The 24883-nt window shown below is 50.6% G+C and carries 29 protein-coding genes; 19 read left to right on the forward strand and 10 right to left on the reverse strand.

Annotated features, from left to right (window positions below):
- The first annotated feature begins 40 nt into the window (after positions 1-40).
- Positions 41-1408: a sensor histidine kinase gene (locus tag B2M23_RS10895; protein ID WP_038353580.1), complete on the forward strand. Its 1368-nt coding sequence runs from the start codon at positions 41-43 to the stop codon at positions 1406-1408.
- Positions 1401-2090 (forward strand): response regulator transcription factor, encoded by a 690-nt coding sequence (locus tag B2M23_RS10900; RefSeq protein ID WP_038353581.1) that lies wholly within the window; start codon positions 1401-1403, stop codon positions 2088-2090. Before B2M23_RS10895 ends, B2M23_RS10900 begins: the two co-directional genes overlap by 8 nt.
- An 856-nt stretch (positions 2091-2946) precedes the next feature.
- On the opposite strand, the gene B2M23_RS10905 is transcribed toward B2M23_RS10900, so the two are convergent.
- The 7 genes from B2M23_RS10905 to rpe form a co-directional block, all read right to left on the reverse strand.
- Positions 2947-5025, reverse strand: coding sequence for a BglG family transcription antiterminator (locus tag B2M23_RS10905; RefSeq protein ID WP_038353582.1), 2079 nt, complete (start codon positions 5023-5025; stop codon positions 2947-2949).
- 37 nt (positions 5026-5062) lie between these two features.
- Positions 5063-5362, reverse strand: coding sequence for a PTS sugar transporter subunit IIB (locus tag B2M23_RS10910; RefSeq protein ID WP_038353583.1), 300 nt, complete (start codon positions 5360-5362; stop codon positions 5063-5065).
- A gap of 28 nt (positions 5363-5390) precedes the next feature.
- Complete coding sequence (gene hxlB / locus B2M23_RS10915; RefSeq protein WP_038353584.1) at positions 5391-5930, reverse strand: 6-phospho-3-hexuloisomerase; 540 nt, start codon at positions 5928-5930, stop codon at positions 5391-5393.
- Positions 5931-5988: 58 nt separating this feature from the next.
- Positions 5989-6429 (reverse strand): PTS sugar transporter subunit IIA, encoded by a 441-nt coding sequence (locus tag B2M23_RS10920; RefSeq protein WP_038353585.1) that lies wholly within the window; start codon positions 6427-6429, stop codon positions 5989-5991.
- 15 nt (positions 6430-6444) lie between these two features.
- The gene (locus tag B2M23_RS10925; protein ID WP_038353586.1) at positions 6445-7710 is read right to left on the reverse strand and encodes a PTS transporter subunit IIC; all 1266 of its coding nucleotides are present in this window, start codon (positions 7708-7710) and stop codon (positions 6445-6447) included.
- 10 nt (positions 7711-7720) lie between these two features.
- Positions 7721-8473 (reverse strand): SDR family NAD(P)-dependent oxidoreductase, encoded by a 753-nt coding sequence (locus B2M23_RS10930; RefSeq protein ID WP_038353587.1) that lies wholly within the window; start codon positions 8471-8473, stop codon positions 7721-7723.
- A 76-nt stretch (positions 8474-8549) separates the two neighbouring features.
- Positions 8550-9194 carry a ribulose-phosphate 3-epimerase gene (rpe, locus tag B2M23_RS10935; protein ID WP_038353588.1) on the reverse strand — a complete coding sequence of 215 codons (645 nt, stop codon included), beginning with the start codon at positions 9192-9194 and terminating at the stop codon, positions 8550-8552.
- Positions 9195-9731: 537 nt separating this feature from the next.
- On the opposite strand from rpe, the gene B2M23_RS10940 reads away from it, so the two are divergent.
- The 6 genes from B2M23_RS10940 to B2M23_RS10965 are packed head-to-tail and all read left to right on the forward strand — an operon-like array spanning position 9732 to position 12827.
- On the forward strand, positions 9732-10202 hold the full coding sequence (locus B2M23_RS10940) for a hypothetical protein (RefSeq protein WP_052237408.1): 471 nt from the start codon (positions 9732-9734) through the stop codon (positions 10200-10202).
- Positions 10203-10228: 26 nt separating this feature from the next.
- Positions 10229-10747, forward strand: coding sequence for a hypothetical protein (locus B2M23_RS10945; protein ID WP_038353589.1), 519 nt, complete (start codon positions 10229-10231; stop codon positions 10745-10747).
- A complete protein-coding gene (locus tag B2M23_RS10950; protein ID WP_038353590.1) occupies positions 10747-11064 on the forward strand; it encodes a hypothetical protein in 318 nt (105 codons plus the stop codon). Before B2M23_RS10945 ends, B2M23_RS10950 begins: the two co-directional genes overlap by 1 nt.
- A 3-nt stretch (positions 11065-11067) precedes the next feature.
- Positions 11068-11628: a hypothetical protein gene (locus B2M23_RS10955; RefSeq protein WP_038353591.1), complete on the forward strand. Its 561-nt coding sequence runs from the start codon at positions 11068-11070 to the stop codon at positions 11626-11628.
- A gap of 12 nt (positions 11629-11640) precedes the next feature.
- Complete coding sequence (locus tag B2M23_RS10960; RefSeq protein ID WP_038353592.1) at positions 11641-12291, forward strand: hypothetical protein; 651 nt, start codon at positions 11641-11643, stop codon at positions 12289-12291.
- A 38-nt stretch (positions 12292-12329) separates the two neighbouring features.
- Entirely contained in the window at positions 12330-12827 is a 498-nt protein-coding gene (locus B2M23_RS10965) for a hypothetical protein (protein WP_038353593.1), read from the forward strand.
- Between the two features lie 102 nt (positions 12828-12929).
- Here B2M23_RS10965 and B2M23_RS10970 read toward each other — a convergent pair whose 3' ends face one another.
- Entirely contained in the window at positions 12930-14282 is a 1353-nt protein-coding gene (locus B2M23_RS10970) for an MATE family efflux transporter (protein WP_038353594.1), read from the reverse strand.
- Between the two features lie 123 nt (positions 14283-14405).
- Here B2M23_RS10970 and B2M23_RS10975 point away from each other — a divergent pair, with 123 nt between their 5' ends.
- The 4 genes from B2M23_RS10975 (at position 14406) to B2M23_RS10990 (ending at position 16997) form a co-directional block, all read left to right on the forward strand.
- Positions 14406-14930 (forward strand): PadR family transcriptional regulator, encoded by a 525-nt coding sequence (locus B2M23_RS10975; protein ID WP_038353595.1) that lies wholly within the window; start codon positions 14406-14408, stop codon positions 14928-14930.
- 139 nt (positions 14931-15069) lie between these two features.
- On the forward strand, positions 15070-15849 hold the full coding sequence (locus B2M23_RS10980; protein ID WP_341455921.1) for a nitroreductase family protein: 780 nt from the start codon (positions 15070-15072) through the stop codon (positions 15847-15849).
- A gap of 11 nt (positions 15850-15860) precedes the next feature.
- A complete protein-coding gene (locus B2M23_RS10985) occupies positions 15861-16223 on the forward strand; it encodes an ArsR/SmtB family transcription factor (RefSeq protein ID WP_038353596.1) in 363 nt (120 codons plus the stop codon).
- Between the two features lie 15 nt (positions 16224-16238).
- Positions 16239-16997, forward strand: coding sequence for an EFR1 family ferrodoxin (locus B2M23_RS10990; protein ID WP_038353597.1), 759 nt, complete (start codon positions 16239-16241; stop codon positions 16995-16997).
- A 2-nt stretch (positions 16998-16999) separates the two neighbouring features.
- On the opposite strand, the gene B2M23_RS10995 is transcribed toward B2M23_RS10990, so the two are convergent.
- The gene (locus B2M23_RS10995) at positions 17000-17581 is read right to left on the reverse strand and encodes a LysE family transporter (RefSeq protein ID WP_038353598.1); all 582 of its coding nucleotides are present in this window, start codon (positions 17579-17581) and stop codon (positions 17000-17002) included.
- 142 nt (positions 17582-17723) lie between these two features.
- Here B2M23_RS10995 and B2M23_RS11000 point away from each other — a divergent pair, with 142 nt between their 5' ends.
- From B2M23_RS11000 to rsgA, 3 genes are all read left to right on the forward strand, one after another.
- Positions 17724-18266, forward strand: coding sequence for a helix-turn-helix domain-containing protein (locus B2M23_RS11000; protein WP_341473454.1), 543 nt, complete (start codon positions 17724-17726; stop codon positions 18264-18266).
- 40 nt (positions 18267-18306) lie between these two features.
- Complete coding sequence (locus B2M23_RS11005; protein WP_038353600.1) at positions 18307-18816, forward strand: GNAT family N-acetyltransferase; 510 nt, start codon at positions 18307-18309, stop codon at positions 18814-18816.
- Positions 18817-19023: 207 nt separating this feature from the next.
- Complete coding sequence (gene rsgA, locus B2M23_RS11010; protein WP_038353601.1) at positions 19024-20109, forward strand: ribosome small subunit-dependent GTPase A; 1086 nt, start codon at positions 19024-19026, stop codon at positions 20107-20109.
- Positions 20110-20288: 179 nt separating this feature from the next.
- Here rsgA and B2M23_RS11015 read toward each other — a convergent pair whose 3' ends face one another.
- Positions 20289-20669: a winged helix-turn-helix transcriptional regulator gene (locus tag B2M23_RS11015; RefSeq protein ID WP_038353602.1), complete on the reverse strand. Its 381-nt coding sequence runs from the start codon at positions 20667-20669 to the stop codon at positions 20289-20291.
- A 185-nt stretch (positions 20670-20854) separates the two neighbouring features.
- On the opposite strand from B2M23_RS11015, the gene larC2 reads away from it, so the two are divergent.
- From larC2 to larC, 4 genes are all read left to right on the forward strand, one after another.
- The gene (larC2, locus tag B2M23_RS11020) at positions 20855-21355 is read left to right on the forward strand and encodes a nickel pincer cofactor biosynthesis protein LarC2 (RefSeq protein ID WP_038353603.1); all 501 of its coding nucleotides are present in this window, start codon (positions 20855-20857) and stop codon (positions 21353-21355) included.
- A 23-nt stretch (positions 21356-21378) separates the two neighbouring features.
- The gene (locus B2M23_RS11025) at positions 21379-23163 is read left to right on the forward strand and encodes a hypothetical protein (RefSeq protein WP_038353604.1); all 1785 of its coding nucleotides are present in this window, start codon (positions 21379-21381) and stop codon (positions 23161-23163) included.
- Between the two features lie 117 nt (positions 23164-23280).
- The gene (gene larB, locus B2M23_RS11030) at positions 23281-24030 is read left to right on the forward strand and encodes a nickel pincer cofactor biosynthesis protein LarB (protein ID WP_038353605.1); all 750 of its coding nucleotides are present in this window, start codon (positions 23281-23283) and stop codon (positions 24028-24030) included.
- 9 nt (positions 24031-24039) lie between these two features.
- Positions 24040-24768: a nickel pincer cofactor biosynthesis protein LarC gene (larC, locus tag B2M23_RS11035; protein WP_038353606.1), complete on the forward strand. Its 729-nt coding sequence runs from the start codon at positions 24040-24042 to the stop codon at positions 24766-24768.
- The last annotated feature ends 115 nt before the right edge of the window (positions 24769-24883 follow it).

Here is a 24883-nt window from a genome sequence, read left to right on the forward strand (position 1 = left end):
CTTGCTCAGATCGAGTATAATAAAGGCAAGGAGGAGCACTATGTGGATGGAATTGCTGGCAAGTTTTATAACCTTTCTGGGGCCGCTGTTTATGCGGTATTACCCTTTCCGTAAAAAGCTGAGAATACCGGTCTGGGCGTTGGGGCTGACGGTTGTGGTTGTCTGGGCCGGGGTGGTGGCAGCGCTTCTGGCTTTTGGCTATTCAGAGGAACACTCCGCGGACATTTACCGTAATATCACCTTTGTCCTTTTCTTTATCATGTCCTGTTTTGTGATAAGGGACCGGTTTGTCCGGCACTTTTTTGTCTATCTGATCTCCTACACGCTGATGGCAGTGAATATCGGCATCGCCCAGTTTGCCATGGTTCGTCTCGGCGGCGGATTTCTGACCATGATTCTTTTTACCCTGCTGTTTGACCTGCTGACCTATCCGGTGATCTTTTACTTTTTCCGCAGGATGCTGGAGCCGGTCATGGATCTGGATAATACGAGAATCTGGAACATCATATGGGTGCCGCCTATGCTGTCTGCCATTCTGGTAGCCGTCGCCACGCCGGGGATGCTGGGCGCAGCGCAGATCAGCTATGTGGTGATCCGGTCGCTGCTGGGTCTGGTCAGTGTGATCACCTGTGCGATTCTGGTCATCTGTCTGGGGCATGTCCGTGAGCAGGCCAGGAAGGAGAGCGCACTGGTACGGGTACAGGAGGTAGCCGATATGAAGGAGGAATTTCTCCACGGCCTGTCCCATGAGCTTCAGCTGCCCATTACCGTTGTCTCCGGGTTTGCCCAGCTCACCGGAGCCATGATGGGGGACGCGGCGATTGACCGGGACGCTGTCCGGGAGAATATGCGCCGGGTAGACAGTGAGGCCGGACGCATGGAGCGGATGGTAACCCAGCTTCTGGACGCTGCCGCCATCGAGAACGGCAGCTTTGCCCTGGTGCGCCAGCCCATGGATCTGTCCATTCTTCTGGAAACCGCCGCCCAAAATTATTTTCCGTTGATCGACATCGGCCGGCATAACACCATTGAGGTAAAGGCAGCTCATGGCCTGCCGCCTGTGTACGGCGACCGGGAACGCCTGTTACAGGTCGTGCTCAACCTTATTTCCAACAGTGTAAAGCACACGGAAGGGGGACGGATTACCCTTGAGGCAGAGCTTGAGGGCACAATGGTGGCCGTAGCCGTGGTGGATAATGGCGAGGGGATTCAACCAGAACTGATGCCTAGGCTGTTCACACGGCACAGTGTCAGGCGAACCCCGGACAGCAGTGGCCTGGGGCTGTATATCGCAGAGCAGATCATACATGCCCACGGAGGAAAAATCAGCGTTGAAAGTGAGCCGGGCAGAGGAACCAGCGTCCGTTTTACCATACCGGCAGTGAGAGGGGGAGATCAGGATGAATGAGAAGAAAGCGCCTGTGATACTTATGGTCGAGGATAATGAGCACGTGCGGGCACTCAACTGCTCTGTGCTGGAGCGTGCTGGTTACAGAGTGCTGACAGCACAGAGTCTTGCGGAAACACGCCCGATTTTGGCAAGCAAGCCCGACATCAGCATGGTGGTGCTGGATATCCTTTTGCCGGACGGCAATGGGCTCGCGTTTATCGGCGAGCTGCGCCAGTCCACCCACGCACCTGTGCTTTTGCTGAGCAGCCGGAGGGATTATGAGGATATTGTGAAAGGCCTGACCGGCGGGGCGGACGACTACATGACAAAGCCCTACCGCATCGAGGAGCTGCTGGCCCGGATTGTGGCCCTGCTCCGGCGGAAGGAAGCAATGCGTCCGCCGGCAGAGGTGGTGCGGGGGCCACTGGTAATGGATACCGTTGCCCAGAGAGGGTTTCTGTTTGACAGGGATATGCTGCTGCAGCCGAAGGAATATGCCATTCTTTTGTTCCTGATCCAAAACGAGGGCCAGGGCGTATCCGCCGAGCAGCTCTATGAAGCTGTCTGGAAGCTCCCGGCCGCCGGCAATGCGGGGGCAGTCAAAACAGCGGTTTCCCGTCTGCGCAGAAAGCTGGCGGGCAGCGGATTTACCATTACCGCTACCCGGGGCCGGGGCTATTGCTTTGAGAAGGAACAATAAAAAAGTAGAGTAAGCTGTCAATCTCAACAATAAATTTTGTTTCGTAAAATGCCGAAAAGCCCCACGAACACTATGCTTTATGTGTTTCTGCTTTAGTGTTCTAAAAATGCTGTTTGACGCCTGCGCTCCACGAGGGTTTATAAAAAGCTGTAAAAAAATATAAGATGTTGCGGAAAATATCAATGCTTTCGTTTGACAGACTGTACTTTGTATTCATGATCATATTGCCTGTTTTCTGCCATCTATTCTCTTGATTATATACTAAGTTTTTGAGAATAGGGCGTCTGATTTATTTATATAACAGAATTTCGTCCCCATAGGTTGAAAGCATAACAGGGTACTTGAAAGATTGAGAGTCCGGTTGACTTTGACGATAAATGCCGGGTACTTGATACTCTTGTTTTACAAGTGGAGGCCACAGGTGAGCAAGTTTTTATACATTACATTGGAAATTTTGAACCTTTTTCACTTTGCATTATGCCATTGTCAAAAATGGTTTGATATACTGCTCAAAAAACAACTTTTCTGGAATCCGGGTAATTTGTACTCGATTTTTTCGAACTGATAATCCGCCGCTCCAATTGCGCACATGCTTTAAATATCCAATTTCAAACGATGTTTTCTATTATACACAGTCTCATCTTGAAAATGCTGTCAGTCTGACAGACATTATAAATAACTGTAGCATCAGTCAGGGACATTTGAGCCGACTTTTTAAAAACAGCTGCAACATGTTTTCCCTAGTATTTATAACCGATAGAGTTTAGTCAGGCTCCCGCCTAGGCGGGAGCCTGACTGGCATAACCACGCGCAATACATTTTGCATTACTCTTTTCCTGATTCAAATCACAATCGATTAATCCTTCGATAAAATTTCATATAAAGCCTGATAGACACTCCTGCTGTCTGGTAAAGTCCTTATCCTGTCTATATCATCTTGATTTTTACCTAATTTGATGATTTGTTTAAACAATTCCAAATAATCTGTTTCGCCTTTTTGTGAGAAAAAAAACAGTAGATAAATGGTGTCCCCTTCATCAAAAGTAATACCATCCCGACTTACCATCAGACTGATACCATCCTCATATACGCCACTCTCTTTGCTGGCATGAGCAAGTGCAACACCTTGGTTAACAATGATATAACTGCCATATTCCTCTATGTTACCGATTGCTTCCTGGACATATCTTTCATCAAAAAAGCCATCTCTTATCATATCTTCAGGTGCAATTTTCATTGCTTGCCGCCAATGGAGTTCACCGTTTACAATTTTGATATATTTTGATTTGAGCATATTCAGCAGCGCGAAATCTGTGCCTGCGTTATCCATATCAAAAGATGCTTCCAAAATCCGTTCAAGCTCACGATTCATAAAATCAATTTTCTGGCTATTGTCTGATTCATAAATGGCATAAATTTTTGATAGTACTGGAAAACGTACTCTTGTGTTAGACAATTTTGTTTTGTTCCGCTGAAAAGCCAGATTTTGTATCTTATTGATGTCCTCTACTGTAAGCAGTGGACTGACGACAATAACGGGAAGGACACTATCTTGAATCAGGACTGTCGATATAATAAAATCAGTATTTTTAAAGCAGCCCTTAGCTTCCTCCACCTGTTGGGTTGTCATCGTGTCTACAATATCAAAATTAAAATAATTCTTTATCTGGGCTTCCAAATATTTACTGGTAGCCATACTGCCCGGACAGGATATGATAACAGACAGGGGGGGACTGTTTTTTCTGCCTCTCAACAAGGCGGCACAGATATGAATAATAATACTATCTTTCATTTTTGAGGTCAGGGGGGAATAGAGATATTTTTCTAATATATAGAATTTTCCTTCCGCTATCTCCTGTATCCGCAAAAAATCACTGTTATTTTTATACTCTATATCCCAGTCATAATCTGCATCATTCCAGAGGTTCATTCCCTTCACATGGGAAATCAGAGACTCAACCAAAAGATTATCTAACTGAATATCTACATCGATTTCCTTGCTTATTTCCATCAGAAAATGGCAGATAACACTGTATAGCCCAAAATCATTAAGATTTTTAATTTGGGGGAGCAGTCTTCTTTCAAGTATTTGCTTTTCAACGGTTAGAATCCCATTGACGCCCAAAGACACATATCCTAATTCTGCTGCAACCTCATTTACCATGTTCCCAATCATATCTAACTTCCGGGAAGATAAATTCAGTTCTTTAAAGTCCTGCTCTTCACGTTCAATCTGCTGCAGTCTGTTGAGTAAGACAAAAATAATGATCGCGATCTCAAAAAATATATCCTTTGGAAATATCAGGTTATTTTCTCTGGTGAAACTGTTCATATGAAAGATGGTATCTCTAAGTGAATAAATAAAACCTGCCTTTTTGATGATAAACCTTACAAAAAACGTTTTCTCCAATTTTATATTCGGAATCAGATTTCGAAATATACCGACTAAAAGTTTTTGTGTTTTTTCTTCTATTGCTTCAATTTTGATTCCATGTTTACTTTTGGCTACAAAGTTTATTTCATATGCCTTCAGATACTCATCTACCAGCCTGCAATCATTCACAATGGTATTTCTTGTAACATATAGCTCATCTGCAAGTTGTTGCATCGAATAATAACCTTTATGATAGAGAAGTACAATTATGATATAGATTTTGCGTTCTTCCGGAGACATTTTGTATTGATAAGGATCCATGGCATACACATTATCTATCAGTTTTCTGATATTCTGTCTTTTATTAAGTTTAAGCTTCTGACTGTCACAAAACAAAGTTGATTTAAAACCCGTTTCTCTGGTGAAATTCAGCAAATCTTGTACATCATTCCTCAGTGTTTTTTCAGATATATGGTATTCGTCTGCCAGTTTTAGAAGGTTCAATTCGCCAGTTGGATTTTGCAGGAGTCTCTGTAAGATTTCTGTACTTCTCTTTTTCATATGTCACTCTCGCCATTATTTTAATATTTTTTAATCTTTATGCTTCTGCAATTTGCTTCATCAATTCCAATAGTTTTTTCTCTGCACCTGCCTTGTTTACTCCAGAAATCAGGCCAAATACACTCATGTACGGCTTTTCTAACGGATTGCGGTAATTTGCTGTCGTCAGTACAAGATCGACGTCTTTCTGTTTTTCCGGAACTTCCGCAATCGTTGCTTTAATGATTTTGACCTTAATTCCTGCATTTTCTGCAATTTCCTTTACGGCTTGTTGTGCAATCGTTGAAGTTGCGACTCCGCTTCCACATGCTACTAAAATTTTAATTTCCTTTGACATAATTTTTTCTCCCTTTATTTTATATTTATTACTCTATACTTGCATGGCGCTTTGCCATTTTTTTATTTGTATCTTCATTTTTTTTGCTCATTTTCAGAATTACCGCATCAAAAATCATTAGCAACATCTGTTCGAACAGACTTCCTAAGGGCTGGATGCTGGCTTTTGATTCTGAAAATTTGTTAGCCGCTTCAATCTGTATTAATGGTTCGTGGTTTCTGCTTAAAGTTGATTCCTGACTGCCTGTTATGACAAGCACATCTACACCTTGTTTGACTCCGTCATCTGCCGCCGTACATACACTCTGGGTTTCACCTGAAGCAGAGGAAACAATCAATAAATCGCCTTTTTCTATAGATGGTGTTGTCGTTTCTCCTACCACGTAGGATTGGTATCCAATCTGCATTAGACGCATAGCCAATGCCTTGAGCATCAGACCTGAACGCCCTGTTCCATATACAAAAATCCTTTTATGTTCATCGATCGTTTCAATAAACTGATCGATTTGTTCTTCTGTTATTTGTTTAGAAGCATTTTTTAATTCTACGTTAATATCCAGTAATTCCATTTTATCCCTTTCATTATACTTCAAAACCAGTTTTTATATCTAAATAAATTGTAAAAAACTAACCAATTTGTTCCTGTAAATATTCAACTATCTTTTCATCGGAAAGTGAATTACATTTTAGCAGTGCTTCTGGATTATCTAAGAAAGACATCATATTCTGCAGCGCATCCAAATGTTCATTCGGATCTTTTATCGCCAGATTAAAAATCATATCTGTACGAACAACTTGTATATCATCATCCATCCGCCGGAAAACAACGGGTTTATCCAATTTCAAAAAACATACGCTACTCTGTGTAATCCCATCATCTTGTACGTGTGGAATGGCTGTCGGTATTTCCGACGGTAATCCTGTGGGATAATCTCTTTCGCGTTTTACACATAGTTCTCCAAACTTGTCACTGACATATCCCGCTTTAAATAAAGCGTCGCCACACATTCGTATTGCTTCCTCTCCATCCTTTGCAGAGCCATGAATAACTACATATTTATTTCCCATATAAATCTCCTTTTTTTAACCAAATAATCCAAACAGCTTATGCACCAATGAAACGATCAGATTACCCGGATTCCATCCAAAATGAGATGCAGTTACCAAATTATCAAAATGAACACCTGTAACGGACATCATCTGTGTAGCTTCGGGTATAAACATATTTGCAAAGAACAAAGTCATATACATCATAATTGTCATGCTGATTAGTGTTCTGAAAATATTACCCTTACTTGTCAACACACACATTGGCGCCAAATAACAAACTTCTGCCAAAATTCCAAGTGGAAAGAACCTCATCCCAGGTACGAGAAAAGCTAACAAAATTGTAATTGGAATCATGATTGCAGCACATGTGATACAGGCTGGATCACCTAAGCCAAGTGCAATATCCATACCAATATAAATATCTGCATCTTCACCAATTTTCTTATGCATGTATTCATTCGCCGCATTGCCCATAGGGGTCAGACCTTCCATCATAATACTGACCATTCTTGGTATCAGCACCATAGCTGCGGCAACGCCCATTCCAATTGTCAAAATGGAACCGAAATCTTGGCTTGTTAATAGTGCCAAAAGCACACCAACGAACAGTCCAATGATTGCCGGATCACCAAACACACCTAATTTTTTTCCGATTTTATCAACATTTACATCAATTTTGTTTAGTCCGGGGATCAAATCTATAAGTTTATTAATTAAAAATGTAATTGGATAGATCCATGCACAAAATGCAAATGTCGTACATGTCGTTCCTTCCAATCCAAAGAACTCACCCCATTTTGGCGCCAGCCACTGCGCAAAGAACAGTACAACCAGCCCACATGCCACTGCAACAAAAAAACCGATAAATACGTTTCCTGACAAAGCATATGCCAGGGCTCCTGGAACCAGAAAGTGCATGAAGTTCCAAATATCTACATTCAGTACTTTTGTTATCTTTAAACGAACCAAAACCAAATTCAGGACTATGATAACCGGTATTACAAATACAGCGAAGGGTACAGTCCATGATGCAGCACCAAGCGCTGCAAATCCAACTTCTAAAGTATCATAGCCCGAGCCCAATGCTTTGTAATATTCCATAACCGGCTGGACAGATGTCGTTAATAAGTTAACTGAAAGAACAAGACCTTGAAAACCAATACCAACCAGCAACCCTGATTTAATGGCATGCCCGATCTTCATCCCGAAGAACTTACCTAAGATGGCAATGACAAACGGAAGCAGGACCGCCGCGCCCAGATTAATAAATCCCTGAAAAAATTCTAATACAGCTCCCATATAATTTCTCCTATGCTATTGTTCGTCCGCCATCCATCAGAATTGTTTGACCTTGAATGTATGAATTAGCCGGATCGGCCAGGAATACTGCCAAATTGGCAACATCCTCCACCGTGCCAAGACGACGTACAGGAATTTTTTCCAGCACGGCATCCAAATCAGCCTGTGTCGGGTAATTTACGCGCATCATTTCACCTGTATCAATTAATCTCGGCGCAATGGCATTTACATTTACTCCTTTTGGTCCTAATTCTTTAGCCAATCCGCGCATCAGACCTTCCCCGCCTGCCTTTGAGGCCGGATAAGATACGCCGCCACCCGTTCCGCTCAATGCAGATCCAGAACTAATGTATACGATAGAGCCTTTATTTGTTAGGAAATCGTTATAAAACGCCTTTACAGTATTGAATAATCCGTTTAAATTAATACTAAGTGTCTTATTCCATTCTTCAAAAGTAATATCATTAACTTTGTTTTTGAACGCTACACCTGCATTAAGTACGAGTGTGTCAATTCGTCCAAACGCTTCAAACACTTTATCACGAACGTTTACCATTGCTTCTGGATTTGATACATCTGCCTGGACGAACAGAGATTTCACATAATCGCGTGTAATTTCTGCTGCTGTTTCCGTTCCGGTTGCTTCATTATAATCAACGATTACCGTATTTGCCCCTTGGCCTGCAAACTGTACCGCAATCTGCTTTCCAATCCCATGTGCCGCTCCTGTTACCAATACTACTTTGTTTTCAAATTTTTGCATTTTTGTTTTCTACCTCTGCGTTTATATTATTTGAATTTTAATCTTTACACTGCCAATCCGATTACGATCACGATCGCTATTTTATTGCTTCGCGGAGTTTACGGTAGCGTTCTTTCGGATTGTCTGTGAATAAATATCCTCCCACAACAATTAAGTCTGCTCCAGCTTCCTTTACCTGTTTAGCAATAATATCATTCATGCCGCCGTCAACTTCGATCTGAATGTCACGCTCACCAATCATATTTTTCAGATTGCTAATTTTTTTCAGGCTTTTTTTAATAAAAGTCTGCCCCGGTGTCCCTGGATTAATTGTCATAATCAGCACATAATCAATATCATCTAGCAGATATTCAAGAACAGATTCCGGTGTTCCCGGATTAAGAACGACTCCGGCTTTTCTTCCCGCATTTTTAATTCGCTGGACCATATTGTGGATATGCGGCGTTGTTTCGTAATGAACCGAAATCATTTCTGCTCCGGTGGCAATCACATCATCCAAATGATCTTTAGGATGATCTACCATCATATGAACATCAAAAATCATTTTAGAAGCTTTTTTCATTGCAGCAACCTGATTAGGTCCGAAAGCAATATTTGAAACATAATTCCCATCCATCATATCAACATGCAAAATTCTGGTGTTTTCTTTTTCTAAAAAATCTATCTCTTCTTTTAATCTTAGAATATCCGCTCCAAAAATCGAGGGTAATATTTCAGCCATTGGTAATCCTCCAAGTTTCCAGTTCTAAGAAGTGATCAGTTTCTTATGTTGGTATTGCAAAGTTTTTCGCGCATCAACTTTATGTTTTTATTATATCAGCATATAATTAGCTTTTAAAGAGCAATTTATTACTGACGTTTTAGAAGTGAATTTACTAATTAAAAACAGCACAAAAAAAACCGACTGACTTTCACTTTTGAAATCAGTCGGTTTTCCACGTTGTTTGAAATACAATGTCGTTCATGCCGTACTCCTTTCCTGCAGGATAGCATAAACAGTTATGAGGGCTTATAAGAGGATTTTTGTCTATCAAATCAATAAAAAAATAGCCTAAAAGGTTATAAATTAGTAATGATTCTGTTTTTGTAATAGAATCATCATAGAATCGGAAAGGTTACAAATTAGTAACCTTTCTACTTTTTAGAACAGAAGCATTGTATAATAGAGGCAGGGGTAGACATCCCCGAAAAAACAGGAAGCTGACAATTGCGCGGCTTCCTGTTTTATTTATAATATATTGCGACAGGAGGAGGCATTATGGAACATTCCAAAATTAAAAACATCATCATCGTCGTTCTGGCGGTGCTGCTGCTGGCAGCTGTTGGCTTTATCGCCTGGTATTTTACCCGGCCGGCGGCGCCGGAGCTGGAGCGGGGCGCGGTTGCCCTGACACCCACGCCCACAGGCCAGCAGGCGCCGGACGGCATTCAGATTCCCGGCTATCCCCAGCTCGTTGCCGACAGTGCCACAGGCGTTGTCAGTGTGATGTTTCAGAATCCGGAGGGGAACCCCTGCTATTTTCAGATCGACCTGGTGCTTCAGGATACCGGCGAAACCATCTACAAATCAGGTTTGTTTGAGCCCGGCACAGGGATCGAGAGCCCAAAGCTTGACACCATACCAGCGCCAGGCGTCTACAGCGCCGTGATTGTCTATAACACCCAGAGCCTGACGGATAACAGCTCCATGAACGGCGCGTCGATCCAGACCGAGCTGACTGTTCAGTAAAACGATGAGAGAAAAGGAGTGGCGTGATGAAATTTAAGCGATTAACAGCCGCGGCAGCCGCAGCGCTTCTGCTGCTGTCTCTGGGAGGAAATGCCCTCGCGGCGGGAGAACAGGAAGGCAAAACCCCCATGTCCATCCATTTTCTGGTAAAGCCGGATTATGTGGTGGTCATGCCCAAAAGTGTGAGCCTGAGCTATGACCGCGGCACCGCCTATTCGCTGGGCACCGTGTACGCCCCGCAGATAACCATGCCCGAGGGGAAGGCCCTGCGGGTGAGCATTCCAGACCGCACTCTGCGGCTGTTCCTCAGCCCGGACCAGCCCGGCCAGGGAGAGCTGGCCTATTCGGCCTATATGACACCCTGGCAGCAGAAAGACGGCCCAAAAGCCAGCGAAGCTCTGCTCCGTCAGGGCGATCGGTACGATCTGTACGCAAGCTTTAGCTTTGATGAGGCCCGGCAGGTGAGCGCAGGAAAATACCGCCCCAAAAGTCCGGCTAAAGGCGATACCCTTTATCTGAAATTTGAAGTTGTGGAGGTGCCGTAATGAGGCAGTTCATAATAAGCCTGTCCCTTGTGCTGCTGACACTGCTCTGGTGCGCGCCGGCAATGGCGCAGGAGGGCCAGACCTATGGCAGCGACCTGACCGTCAGCGTTTCTCAGGAGCTCATCGACGCGGACCGGGAGAGCCCGTCTGAGGATAATCCGCGCACCGGCGGTGTTCTCAACGTCCGGCAGGCCGGTTTTCTGGCGGCGGGCACAGCGGCCATCGGCGTATTGGCAGCCGCGGCCCTTTACAGGAAAAGAAACCAAAAAAGTGACGCACCCGTCCAGGGTGGTAAAAACAAAGCGCAAAAGGAGTAAATCATGAAAAAGAAAATAACCGCACTTGTTCTGGCACTCGGTCTGCTGCTGCTGGCCCAGCCAGCTTTAGCCCAGGGAGAGCCCCTTCCCACGACAACCATTCCGTCAGACGCTAGAGGAGAAGCCAGCGGGGGAAGCGAGATCAAGGTTACCTTTATGCTTCCGGCTTATACGCTGGTCATCCCGAAAACCTTAGCCTTTGGAGACACCTTCTGGGTAAAGCAGCAGCATTATACAAAGGATTTTGAAGTCTCTGTTTTTGGCATGGCGGAGGAGGCCCTGAAGCTGGGCTACGTGGTGGATGTGAAGACAAGCGGCAGCGGCTCGGGCGGCGCTTACACGCTGGAAAAGGGGAGCGGCGGCCCCACAATCGCCTACACGGTTAAAAACGGGGCCGCAGAGATCCCAGCCAACAGTGAGTTTGCCACCTTTAAGGCAAATAATACGCCCCAGACAGGCACCGTTACACTGAACTCACCGGCAGACAGCGCCAATGCCGGACAATATCAGGGAAACCTGGTATTTTCAGCGGCATTGGTTCCTCCGGTTAAGACAACCCCGTAAGGAGGCAATTCTATGAAAAAGAAAAAATACCGTATTTTGTCCCTGCTGCTGGCCCTGTGCCTGCTGCTGTCCGCCCAGCCGGTTTTTGCCGGTGACGGGAGCGACCCAATTGTGACCCCCACGCCGATTCCCACACCGGCCGAGTATCCCTCCAAAGCCGACGGCAGCGCCGATGGGCATGCAGAGGTCAGCGTTACCCTTAACGCGTCGCCAAGTTATACACTGGTCATACCGCCCTACATTAAGGCCGGCAATAATGGGATGATCTACCAGTACGATGAAGATGGAAGGACGATCCCCTTTGAGATAAGCATTAAAAACTGCAAGACTTTTGAATCCGGCCTGTACCGTATAGCCGTGACGGTTACCGGAAGCGGCGGCAAAAACAATGATGAATTTTTGCTTGAAGGTGACGGAGGCGGTGGAAATATGTACCAACTTGCCTATAGCCTGTACAAAGAAGAATCCGCCGGCAGCTTTACAGAGGTAAAGCCACACGGGGAGTTCGCCAGCTTTTTACATCCCTTCAACGAAGAAGAATCAATAGCTGCGGGAAAGGTGGTTCTGGCGAACCCGGAAAACCTGCCGGTAAATAGCTCCATGACTTTAACCGGATATCTGTATTTTCACGCAGAGGTCGTCAATAAAGGCGCCATCAGCTAAGCTTAAAGCGCGGTATGTGCCGCGTGGGAGAAAACATTATGAAAAAGAGATTAACACTGTTCCTGCTGGCCCTGTGCCTGCTGAGCGCACAGCCGGCCCTCGCGGCTGATCAGGAAATCACACCCGGCCCCGGCACCTACGGGGCCGAGGGACCAGTTGAGGTTGATATGAACATCGAAGAGGGATTTGTGGTCGTAATCCCCAGAGCCCTCACCATCACACCCGGTGTGGGTGGCCGAGAATACGCTGTGGGCGAGGTGCGCCTGACCGAGGTGCACCTTTACGGCAGCCGCAGCCTGCGCCTTGTCCTGCCCGGTGCCATCCGACTTGACAGTGCCGTGAGCCTCGGCAACCGGGTGGAGGCCTCGCCCTTTATCGGCCATCCGGGCGGGGGAAAGAAAAACGAAACCCCGCTCTGTCTGGATACCCCGGTTCCAATCAGCGTCTCCTTTGCCCAGCACGCCTTTGCGAACGCCGTAGCCGGCAGCTATCAGGGCATCATCCGCTATGATGTCCGGATCGTGCAGGAACAGTAGGCAGGAGGCGATTTGATTTTACCTCAAACCTTCAACTCTGTCTGAAGTCTGAGACCGGCACCATTTTGTGCCGGTCTTTTATGCTTTTATCTTCAAACAAACCTATTCCCGCACCAAAGCCAGCTCCCTGTGAAGCTGTACGGCCATGAACACCGTTACGGCGGCGGAGAGCACATCCGCCATGGGCTGGGCGTACAGGATACCGTTCAGGCCCCAAAAGGCCGGGAGAATCAGAATGACCGGGACGAAGCAGAGCCCCTGCCGGCAGGCGCCCAGGATACAGCCCTCCTTTGCCCTGCCCATGACCAGAAACAGAAATGAATAAACCGTATAAAAGCCAAAGAGCGTGAAGGACAGGCCGTTTGCACGGAGCGCCACCGCGCCGATCCGGATCATTTCCATGTCCTCCCTGGTAAACAGGGACATTAGCTGTGGGGAGAAGACAGCCACTGTCAGGCCGAAGGCCACGCAAAACAGGGTAGACCAGAGAAGGGCGGTTTTGATGGCCTCGTGAAGCCGCCCCCATTTTCCGGCTCCGTAGCTGAATCCGGCAATGGGCTGGAAGCCCTTCAAAAACCCAAACACCACCAGCGTGCCCATGGACATGATCTTGGTGAGCGGCCCCATGGCAGCCAGGGCGGAAGCGCCGTAATCCTTGGCGGCGTCGTTGATCATACCGATTGAAAGGCTGGTCAGCAGCTGGAAAACCAGTGTGGGAATCCCGATTTTCAGAATCTCGGACAGGATCTCCCGGGAAAAGCAGCATTCCCGGGGGCTGAAGCTGAACACGCTTTTTTTCCTGAGGATATAGCCCAGATAGACCAGAGTGGAGACCATCTGGGAAAGGGCTGTGGCGATGGCCGCACCGGCAACGCCGAGGCCGAGGGTATAGATGAAAACAGGGTCCAGCGCCACGTTCAGGACAGCGCCGGCCATGAGCGCGCACATGGCGGTTTTGGCCGCTCCCTCGCTGGACACGATGTTGTTCATGGTGACGTTAAATACATTGAAGATTGAAAACAGGATGTAAATACGGGTATAGGAAAGGGCGTAGGGCATAACGCTCTCGAGGGCGCCGAGCTGTTTTAAAATGGGCTCCAGAAAAAGGACCGAGCCGAGAATGACGAGGGCTCCGGTCAGAATACTGCTGTAAAGGGCTGTGCTGGCCACCTTGTCAGCGGTCTCGCCATCGCCCCGGCCCAGCAGCCTTGAGAGGTAAGCGGCGGCGCCGTTTCCAAAAAGAAGGCCAAGGCCCACGACTATCTGGCCGAGGGGAAAGGCCACGGTAACCGCGCCCATCGCATCGGTCCCAAGGCCGCCGACAAAATAGGTGTCTGCCAGGTTATACAGCGCGTTGATGAGCATGCCGATCATGGTTGGGAGGCCCAGGGCCAGAAGGGCCCTTGGAATGGGGGCGCTCCCGAGCAGCGCCATTTTAGAGTTGTGTTCTTTCATGTTTAAATCTCCTTTTACTTGACATAAAATTTAAAATATAGTACTATAAATTACAGTAAAATGATTGAGGAACCCATGATACTATAAATTATAGTATCTGTCAAGAAGAAAAAGGAGGTTATTATGGCAACCATTGATCTGATTGTACTCGGCATGCTCAGAAAGGAAGCCCTGAGCGCTTACGATATCCAAAAGCAGGTGGAATACCGGAACATATCCAGATGGGTGAAAATCAGTACACCCTCCATCTATAAAAAGGTTATCAAGCTTGAGGAAAAGGGGTATATTAAAAGCAATGTTGTGAAGGAGGGAAAAATGGCGGAGAAAGCCGTCTATTCCTTAACCGGCGCGGGTGAAAAAGAATTTGAGAAGCTGATGATGGAAATCGCCTGTAAGCCCATCAATATCTTTCTGGATTTTAACGCGGTCATCGTCAATCTGGACAGCCTTACGCCCGCAAATCAAAAACAGTGCCTGGACAACATCGAGGCAAATGTAAAAACTCTGAAGGGCTATCTGGAAGAAAATATCGCGCTGAAGGAAAACCTGCCGGAGATTCCCGAAACCGGCAAGGCTGTGCTGCAGCAGCAGTTTATACTGGCCGAGGCCATCGAGGCCTGGATCGCCACGCTTAAGGAGCGTTTTTAGGGCAGGCGCAGCGGCATGGACGGAAAAAAAGATCGGCGCAATTTTGCGCCGATCTTTTTTAATGGTAACGACTTTCTTTACCAATGTGGCACAATTGATCCGATCTGCTATAATGGTTAAAGAATGTTAACGAAAGAAGGTGGAAGTCATCAATCAACATCACATCAAAATTGACAGGGAAAAATGTATCGGCTGCGGCCTGTGCGAGGGGGACTGTGTGGCCCACAACATCGCGCTGGAGGACGGAAAGGCCCGCGTAAGGGCCCAGGATTGTATCCTCTGCGGGCACTGCGCGGCAGTCTGCCCGAAGGCGGCGGTCACCATCAGCGGTTATGGGGAGAAGCCAGTCCCGGACAAGGGCGGCCGCCTGGACCCGGAGTCGGTGCTGGAGGTGATCCGCTGCCGCCGTACCATCCGGCAGTTTCAGGACCGGGAAATCCCGGAGTCGGTGCTCGCGCAGGTGCTGGAAGCAGGGAGAATGACCCATACCGCGAAGAATATGCAGGACGTTTCCTTTATTGTGCTGGACAAAGAAAAGGCAAAAATCGAGCAGATGGCGGTCAGGCTGTTCCGCAGGCTTAAGCCGCTGGCCGGGCTTTTCAGCCCTCTGGCGCGGCGCAGCCAGATCGGCGATCACTTTTTCTTTTTTCACGCGCCCATCGTGATCGTCATTGCGGCAAAGGTCCCGATAAACGGTGCGCTGGCGGCTCAGAACATGGAGTTTGTGGCAGAGGCCAACGGGCTGGGCGTGCTGTTCAGCGGCTTTTTTACCACAGCCGCGGGCGCGTCGGGCAGGATCAGAAAAGCCCTTGGCGTCCCCAGAGGCAAAAAGGCTGTCACCACACTGGTACTGGGCTATCCGGCGGTGAGGTACCAGCGGTCAGCCCAGCGTGAGGCCCTGGATGTCCGGTATTTATAGGAGCGAGACTTATGGAAAAAACATGTGAAGAGCGGATCGCTGAGATTACGCAGGGCTTTGAGGCCTGCCGGAATGCCTTTACCGCCATCGGCGATGAGACCAGACAGCTCATCCTGCTGGTGCTGCTGCAGAGCGACCTGTCCGGTATCCGGGTCGGTGAGATTGCTGAAAAAACCCACCTGACAAGGCCCTCGGTTTCCCACCATCTCCAGATTTTGAAAGAGGCGGGCATTGTGAACATGCGGCGGGAGGGAACCCGGAACTACTATTATATCAGCGCGGATGAAACCCAGTGGAAAGCCCTGGCAGAGCTGGTAAACAAGATTTACGACGGCGTGGTGCACATCGGTGGAAACGGGCATCCAGGCCTTTGAAAGGAGCAGCTTAAAATGATTTTATATTTTTCAGGCACCGGAAACAGTGCCTACACAGCCAAAAGGATCGGACAGGAAATCCAGGACGAGACCCTGAACCTTTTTGATAAAATATGGAATCAGGACCACAGCGCCCTGTCCTCGGAGCGGCCCTGGGTGGTGGTCGCGCCCACCTACGCGTGGCGGATTCCCCGGCTGGTGAGTGACTGGCTCATGAAAACAGCCCTCGAGGGCGCCCAGGATATTTATTTTGTGCTGACCTGCGGCGGCAGCATCGGCAACGCCGGCGCTTATCTGAGAAGGCTGAGCGAAGCCAGAGGGCTGCGCTTTCGCGGGTGCGCAGGGGTTAAGATGCCGGAAAACTACATTGCCCTTTACGACGCGCCTGGCAGGGAGGAGGCCCTAGAAATCATCGGCCGGGCCGAGCCGGCCATCAGCGGTATTGCCCGGCGCATCGGGGCGGGACAGGCCCTGCCCGGGCAGACGGTCGCTTTTAAGGATAAGGTCCAGAGCGGTCTGATCAACGACGTCTTTTACCCGGTAGTGGTGCGTGCCGGCAAGTTCCGGGTCACCGACGCCTGTATTTCCTGCGGAAAATGTGAGGCGGTCTGCCCCCTTTCCAATATCCGCCTGGAGAATGGAAGGCCACGCTGGGGGAAGCAGTGCACCCACTGTATGGCCTGCATCTGCCGCTGCCCCAGGGAGGCCATCGAGTACGGGAAGCACAGCCAGGGACAGCCGCGCTACCGCTGCCCAAAGGCTCTTGGAGACTGATTTTACAGGAAAAGCGACACTGCGCAGTAAACCAGTAAAAGGGCCATGATCAGGTTTACGGTTTTGGTATGCCTTGCAAAAAAATGGCAGAAAGCCGCGCCGAACAGGGCCCAGACAAAAGACCCGGACGCGCCGATGAGGGCCAGGAGCGCCGTGAACCCGGCCAGGGCCCAGGGGGACTGGTAAACCGGCAGAATATACAAAGACATGGCAGTAATGGCATAGATATAAATTTTGGGATTGGCGAACTGCAGGAGCATGCCCGACATAAAACGGGCCTCTCTGCCGCCTTCGGCCTTTAAATCCGCCGCGCTTTTCCAGACCTTCCAGGCAAGGTACAGCATATAGGCGCCGCCGAGGACCTGCATGACGAGCTTTACCCTGGGCAGGAGGGTGTAGAGCGCTGCGCTGAAAACCGTACAGAGCGCCATAATGACCATGAACCCGGCCAGGATTCCCAGGTTAAAGCGGATGCTGCGCCGGAAACCCAGGCGCGCGGCGTTGCTCATGGACAACAGGTTGTTGGCCCCCGGCGTGTAGGCAGTGATGAAGCAGTAAATCAGAAAATCGTATAAATGGAACAAATTAATCCCCTCTTTCCTTTACAAAAGTGCTTTTAGATTATATAATAATACAAAGTAAATATTATATCGCACAGTATGTGTGATATAATGATATAACTTGTACGATATATTGTCAATGGAAAGGTGTGTTTTTTTGGATACCATGAATCAGATCATTGCTAAAAATATAAAAAGGCTGCGCGAGGAGCATAAGCTGAGCATGGAGGAGCTCGCGAGACTGAGCGGTGTAAGCAAGAGCATGCTCGCACAGATCGAACGGGGAGAGGGCAACCCCACCATATCCACCCTGTGGAAGATCTCAAACGGTATGGGCGTCCCCTTTGACGCGCTGACGGTCCGCCCGAAAAAACCCTATGAGATTGTGAAAACAGCTGAGCTCCAGCCCCTGCTTGAGGATGACGGAAGGGTGAAGAATTACGCGCTTTTCCCCGACGATGAGAACCGCCGCTTTGCCGTCTATTATCTGGAGCTGGATAAGGGCAGCTGCTGGGCGTCTGAGCCGCACCTCAGAGGAACCACTGAGTTTATTACCCTGTTCGCGGGCAGTATTGAAATTTGTACAGACGGCCAGCGGCTTGCAGTGGAAAAGGGTGAAAGCATCCGGTTTAAGGCCGATACCGCCCATTCTTACAGGAATACAGGGGATGAGACCGCCGTGCTGCACATGATTCTTTTTAACCCATGATGGCAGCGCGGACTTTTGATAAAACAACGGAGGTAGAAAGATGGTTATCCGACAGGAGACAGAAAAGGATTATGATGAAGTTTACGCGGTTGTGAAGGCCGCCTTTGAGCGCGCAGAGCACAGCGACGGCAATGAGCAGGACCTGGTGGCTGCCCTGAGAAAGGGCGCGGCCTTTGTGCCGGAGCTCTCTCTGGTCGCCCAAAAGGACGGACGGATCGTCGGGCATATCCTGTTGACCAAAGGCTCTGTGGGCGGCCGGGATGTGCTTGTTCTGGCGCCGCTGTCTGTACTGCCGGAAAACCAGAGGCAGGGCATTGGCAGCGCGCTCATGGAGGAAGGCCGCCAGGCCGCAGAGGCCCTGGGCTATGACTATATCACTGTGCTGGGGAGTGAGGACTATTATCCCCGGGCGGGCTACATTCCTGCGGAGCAGCTGGGTATCCGGGCGCCCTTTGAGGTGCCGTCCGAAAATTTCATGGCTCTGCGCCTGCGTGAAGACGCGGCCCCGGTGAGCGGCGTGCTGCGGTACGCGGCGGAATTTGGCCTTTGAGACAAAGCTTAAGGGATGGGCCGGGGGCTTTGCCTTTGTCCCGGAATATGTTAAAATGAACCGGAACAAATAAGTGAAAAGGAGAAAATGATTTATGTATAAAAACCGTAAAACGGATCTTGCAGCAGGCCGGGAGGTCTGCGCAGAGTAACGCGGCAGAAAACCTCCCATAGGTTTGTATCATACAACTTTAAGGAGGAAAAAACATTGAATAAAATAATATTGAAGCAGATGGGAATGAACGACCGGATAATAAAGGCAGCAGGCGAATACAGCGGGCTTTACGCCGGACGGGTGGTATCACAGTACAAGGACTCTTACAGGGTTATGACCGAAAGCGCCGCGCTGATGGCCGAGGTCTCCGGCAAGCTCCGGCATGAAGCGGAGGGGCCAGCGGATTTTCCCGCAGTGGGCGATTTTGTCATGCTGGACCGGGAGAGCGACGCGAGCGGCCATGCCATCATCCACCATGTGCTCCCGAGAAAAAGCGCCTTTATCCGCAAAGCGGCGGGCACAGCCCAGGCCGGGCAGGTGGTCGCCAGCAATATCGACACGGTCTTTATCTGTATGGCCATGAACAAGGATTTTAACTTAAGGCGGCTGGAGCGCTATCTGGCCATTGGCTGGGACAGCGGCGCAGTGCCTGTGGTGGTTCTGACCAAATCCGACCTGTACGGCCATCCGGCAGAGCGCCTGGCAGAGGCGCAGTCAGTGGCCATCGGAGCAGACGTCATCATGACCACGACCCAGGGCGGCGGAGGCTTTGAGGCCGCCATGCCCTACATGCGGCCCGGGCAGACTGTAGCCTTTATCGGCTCATCCGGCGTGGGCAAATCCACGCTCATCAACGGCCTGGCCGGCGAGGAAATGTTTGCGACAGGCGGCCTGAGAAACGATGACAAGGGCAGGCACACCACCACCCGGCGGGAGCTGATTAAACTGCCAGACGGCGCCATGGTCATCGACACACCGGGGATGCGTGAGCTGGGCGTGGAGAGCGCAGACCTGGACAGAGCTTTTGCCGACATCGAGGCCCTGGCAGAGGACTGCCGGTTCCGGGACTGCACCCATACCACTGAGCCGGGCTGCGCGGTACTCCGGGCAGTGGAAGACGGCGCGCTGGGCGCAGACCGGTTCGCGAGCTACCAGAAGCTGAAAAAGGAAGCAGGCTATGAAGGGCTGAATTCGAGGCAGATTGAGGCCAAGAAGCTTGAGCGGATGTTTGAGAGCGTAGGCGGTATGAAAAACGCCCGGCGTTTTATGAAGGAAAAAGACAAAAGAAGAAAGCGATAGCACGAAAAGCACAGGACCGGCGCAATTTTGCGCCGGTCTTTTTGTGTTTATAGACAAAAGCTTAACGAAAGATTTAGTGATGATGCGCTGAGGGCAAAAGACTTGCATTCAATGAAATACGTGCTACAATGGAGCTAAGAAAATGTTTACATTGGAAGGCCGATACCCCAGGGGCGGCATCAGGGCAGCTGGCTGCAGCTTTTGCAGGAGGGCAGCTCTGCCTCGAGATCCCTGGTGGTATGGGCCTTGGCCCAGGCGCAGATACTCTGGAGAATGGGCAGGACTGACCTGCCCTTATCGGTCAGGGCGTATTCAACCCTTGGGGGAATCTCATTATACTGGGTGCGGGCAATGAGGCCGTCGGCGATCAGGTCCTTCAGCATGGAGGCCAGGACCGTATCGGTAATGTTGTTCAGCTCTTTTTTCAGCTGTTTATAACGCATGGTATCGTCTGTTGACAGAACGCAGATAATGCGGGCTTTCCACTTGCCGCCAAAGGCATCCAGTCCGTGCTCAATGGGGCACATTCTTTCCTTTTCGAGTTTGTGCTGGTATTTCATAAGCGTCTCCTCCTGTTTGTTAAGGTTATTCTAACACAAATCCAGTCAGCAAAAAGAAGAATTTAAGATTTCCCCATTACTCATTAATTTATGAGTGGCTCATAAATTTGTGAACAACTTGTTTTGGAGGCAAATGGTGCTAAAATGAATTAAGAGACTGATTACATCATGAAAAGGAGGGAGCTATGGACTTTCATTCTAAAGACGGGCTTGTTTTTATGGTACAGGCCGACCATCTGAGCGGCGAGTGCGTCGGGCAGGCCATCGACCGTCTCTACACCGCCGGGGCCGCGAACGTGCAGGTGGTGCCGGCCATCACCAAGAAAAACCGGCCGTCCTATCTGTTTTTTATCGACTGTGCGCCGGATTCGGCGGACAGGGTGGAGCAGGCCATTGCCGGGGAGCTGACCAGCGGCGGCTGGCACCGCATCGACACCGTGCACCGCTATCAGTACAATGAGAAGCTGAAGCGCCTTGTGGAACTCTGTTTTCAGGGAGAGACGCTCCCCTTTACCGTGGAGGGCAAGAAATTTGAAAGCGGCAGTCTGCGGCCCGAGCACGACAGTGTTGTGGCGCTGCGGGAGGCGGTTTATGAAAAGTGGCATAAGCCCGTGACCTACGAAGCGGCTTATCATATGGCGGTTTCAGCATTGCTGGACAGTGAAAAAAGTGTATTTCAAATTTAAAGGAATTTTCAGGAGGTATTATCATGAATGATAACGCAAAATGCAGAGTGATCTCTGCGGTTGAGATGGCTTCGGTATCCAATATTTCAAATCTGACCAACGACAGGATCGAGGCCCTGGCCGGCGGTCACGGCATGGTTAACATGGCCATCCATACCGTTGCCAATGTGATTACAGACGAGCTGTTAAAAGGGGAAAAGCTCTCCATTGAGTTCGCGGACGCCAGGCGGCTGCCCATTGACGACATCATGGAAAAGGCCGTCAAGACCGCCAAGAAATCCGGCGCCGACGGGGCCAACGCGGCCTTGATCACAGCCTGCATCATGTACCTGGCAGGCTCTGCCGCCCAGGTAGGCATTCCGGCAGGCAACCGGAAGCTGGGGGCCACGGCCCGTATGCTGGCCGGTGTGGACCGCAGCGGCGTTGCGGCGATCCCGACCGCCAAGATGAACAATAAAATCTCCGCGTTCCCGGCGGTGCTGGCTATCAACAAGGCCATGCTGGAGGGAACCCTCTCCACGCTGGACGGGCGCAATGTGCCCATGAACGTTGGCGGCGGCCCGCTCTACGGCCACAGCACCCTGGGCGAGGATTATGTCTGGCCTGAGCTGGCGGTCAACGGCGCGCGCATCGGCACCCAGGCCATGCTGGACGCCATGGCAGGGGCGGTGATGGTACCCCATCCCTTCACCGCTGCAGTGCTGGGCGCAGCGGCGATTCTTGAAATCATCCACCCCGACGCCGAGGTGCCAGAGGGCGAGGGCGTTTACGGGCGCACCAGTTCGGCCTATCTGGTGGGGAAATCCGCGGTGGCTACCGCAGGACTGCCCGAAGAGGTACATTTCAAGGTAACGGGCGAGGCAGTGGATACTGCCAAACTGGTGGGCGATGTGGGCCTGATCCTCAAGGACATTGGCGCCCCGTCGGTCATTGGCATGATGGCCTTTGATGAAATCTTTTCCTGCTTCCAGGAGGGCATCGCGGGCTTTTCCGGCGGCCCGGTCAACGCCCCTCTGGGGCATGTGGGCGCCTACGCGGTCATTGGCATGAAAGCTCTGATCAAGAACAACGGCGACGCGGCCAAAACAGGCCAGGAAATCGTGGCCGAGCGCAGTGCCTGCTCCTTTGACCCGGAGGTGGCCCAGCTCAGCATTAACACCATCTGCCGCAAGGCCAACGAGCTGTGGCGCGGACCGGTGACCAATATGCTCATCGACGCCACCGAACCGGCAAGGGCCTGGGCCATCCACCGTCGGGCCGAGTACGCCTGCGAACAGCTTGAAGCCGGCGTGAGCCTGGAGACCATCGTCTCCAAATTTGATGATGACCGCATCGCCGAGGTCGAAAAGAACGCGGGTGTTCTGCTCTCCGGCATGGTGGGCGAACCGGTGAGCATCAAGGTGCGCCGGATTGAGCCTGCTGCCCGCAGAACCTCCAAGCTGGCCCAGAAATACTGGTCCTTTGACCCCTCGGTCGACATCACCGTGACTGTGGGCGACAACGTGGCCGAAATGGACGGCTTTGTCCATGATATTATCCCCAGGGTTGTGAAAGGGGAATGTCAGGATGTGGCCTGGGCCGTGCCTCTTGGCGCAGCGGTCATGGATGAGCTGGCCCTGTGCGCCTGCAGTATTCTGAACGTGACCGTGCCCGCGGCTGTGGCGGCTGCCATGAAGAAGCATGACCCTGCAGAGGCGGCGGATATTGTGGAAAAAGCCGCGCACCTGACCCGGGCCATCCCGGGCGGCAAGTTCGCAGCCCAGAAGGTTGCGGCGCTGGCCCTCAGTATTGTGGAATACCAGGCATAGCCTGTAAACAGCATCCCCTCTTCAGCAGTGTGACCGCCCGCGAATCCGAGGATTTTGGGATTCGCGGGCGTTGTCTGTCTGCGGCGGGGCGCTTTAAAGGAGAAAGGGTAAAATAAAATGATAAAAAAAGAGATGGAACGCATTTTAACCGCGGTGCGCTCCGGCGCCATGGACGTCGGGGACGCCCTGGAGCAGATGCAGGAAATGCCCTACAAAGATCTGGAATACGCCAAGGTGGATTATCACAGAGAGCTGAGAAACGGCTTTCCCGAGGTTATCTACAGCCCCGGGAAAAGCCTTGAGCAGATCCAGGGCATTGTGGCAGATATGCTGGAGCGCACAAAAGGCAATATCCTGGCCTCCCGGGCCGATGAGCAGGTCTATGCGGCCATCCGGGAGCTGACCGAAGACGCCGTCTATTACAAGGACGCCCGGTCGGTGGTGGTCAAACGCCAGGAATACCCGGTATCAGAGGACTATATCGCAGTGGTGACCGCAGGCACCTCGGACATCCCGGTGGCTGAGGAGGCGGCTGTGACCGCCATGGTCATGGGCAACGCGGTGCGGCGGCTGTACGATGTGGGCGTGGCCGGAATCCACCGGCTTTTAGACAACGTGGAGGTCATCAACCGGGCCCGGGTCATCATTGTGGTGGCGGGCATGGAGGGCGCACTGGCCTCAGTGGTCGGCGGTCTCACGGACAAGCCAGTGATCGCTGTGCCCACCAGCATCGGCTATGGGGCCAACTTTGGCGGCATCTCCGCCCTGCTGGGCATGCTGACCTCCTGCGCCAGCGGCATCGGCGTGGTCAACATCGACAACGGCTTTGGGGCGGCCTGTATGGCCTCGAAAATCAACCAGCTTTAGGAGGCATTCATGAAAATCGTGTATTTTGACTGCTTTGCGGGCATCAGCGGCGATATGACCCTCGGGGCCTTTCTGGACTGCGGTGTGAGTCCGGAGATCCTGCGGCAGGAGCTTGAAAAGCTTGGTCTGCCCGGCTTTCACCTTGAGATTGAAAAGACAAAAAAGCGGGGGATCACCGGCACCAGCTGCCAGGTAGCCGCCGACCGGGAGGAGCACTGCCATCGCCATTTTGCAGAGATTCAGGAGATGATTGAAAGCAGCAGCCTGGACGCGCCGGTCAAGGCCACAGCCCTGTCCATGTTTGGCCGGGTGGCAAAGGCCGAGGGAAAGGTACACGGCGTACCGCCCGAAAAGGTCCATTTCCATGAGGTGGGGGCAGTGGATTCCATTGTGGACATTGTGGGCGCGGCCATCTGCGCCCACGCGGTGGCAGCGGATAAAATCCTGGCCTCTGCGGTGAACACAGGCCAGGGCTTTGTGGAATGCGCCCACGGCGTCCTGCCAGTGCCGGCGCCGGCCACCGCCGAGATTCTGGCGGGAACAGACTTTAAGGTTTACGCCCGATGTGCCGGGGGCGAGGCCGTAACACCGACCGGCGCGGCCATTCTGGCAGAGCTGGCCAGCCCCGCAGATGGTTTTCCCGCCATGCGTATCCACCGGGTGGGCTATGGCTTTGGCGAGCGTGAGTTTGAAGTGCTTAACGCCCTGCGCGTCTTTATCGGTGAGGACGACGCTTGATCGCTTCGCGTCTGAACCGTCCAGTAACGATCTTCAAAAACCTGACAGACATTGTCAGGTTTTTTTGACATGTGGGTGAGCTGCTCTCAGTATTGTGGAATATCAGGCATAGCAG

The organism is Eubacterium limosum (genome assembly GCF_000807675.2).
Taxonomy (GTDB): Bacteria; Bacillota; Clostridia; order Eubacteriales; family Eubacteriaceae; genus Eubacterium; species Eubacterium limosum.